The sequence below is a fragment of the Enterobacter cloacae complex sp. IR5384 genome (genome assembly GCF_049237265.1).
Taxonomy (GTDB): Bacteria; Pseudomonadota; Gammaproteobacteria; order Enterobacterales; family Enterobacteriaceae; genus Enterobacter; species Enterobacter cloacae.
Map to the genome: position 1 here is coordinate 1 of NZ_JBMKHJ010000111.1, position 944 is coordinate 944.

General features: G+C 61.7%; 1 protein-coding gene. It reads right to left on the bottom strand.

What is annotated here, in order from left to right; genetic code table 11:
• Window positions 1-944 (bottom strand): type VI secretion system tip protein VgrG (vgrG, locus tag ACOTX3_RS26100; protein WP_161657123.1); only part of this gene is annotated, 944 nt, incomplete at both ends.

Genomic DNA, 944 nt, shown 5'->3' on the forward strand with positions numbered 1-944 from the left:
CGGTCGAACAGCATGTTGATGCGGTAGCGACCGTCCTTATCGATATGCCCGTAGATGTCATTTTCAGTGGTACTGGTGACGCGGGCCGGTAAGGTGCCGGCCATCACCGGGCGGCTGCCGGGCGCCGGGCGGAAACAAAAATCGGTGCTGTCCGGGATACCGTCAAACCTGACGCCAAAATCTTCATCACGCCGGGCATGGCTGTGCATCGCCGTGACAACCACGCCCTGCGCAAACACATCTGCCACTTCGTACCCGCCGGTGACTTTCAGTACCTGACCAGGAGAGAGCACCGGACAGCTGGTGAAGGCCCTGGTCTTCGTCTGACCATTCAGGTAACGCTCGTGACGAATGCGGGCGTAAAACGCCCCGGACTCCGGCGCCGGATTGCGGTCATGGGATGTTCCCGCCGTCAGGTAGTTATCGGCCCAGTGATAGGCATCACCGTACGTGGTGGCATCCCCGCCGGTCGCGTCAACCCGGGCGTTCATGTCCTCCGTGGCCTGACGGTAGTTGTAGTCGCGGGTGCTGACCGCCTTCTGGACCACGTTATGGTGGCTCTCCATCTCCCACACTGAGTCCACACCCTGTGAGTGCTGCCCGGACGGCGGCACCGACGGCAGCGTCAGGCCTTTCTCATACCCCTGCTGGCTGTCGTAAAACTCCACCACGTCGATGTTCAGCCGCGTGTCGGTGGTGAAGCGGAACCAGATACCGACCTCACCCAGCAGGCGGGTGATAAAGTGCAGGTCGTTCTCACCGTACTGCATCACCTGCTCACGCCGTGGATACTCTCTGGTGAGCGAAAACAGGAAATCCTGGCCGCGCATGCCGTGGCGCTCGCGCAGGATTTTCTCCACAACCTGCGGGACGGACATGTCCTGGTAAATGGCGTTCTGGTGCGAGCGGTCAAGCAGCGCCAGGCGCGGCTCAAGCGTGACCGC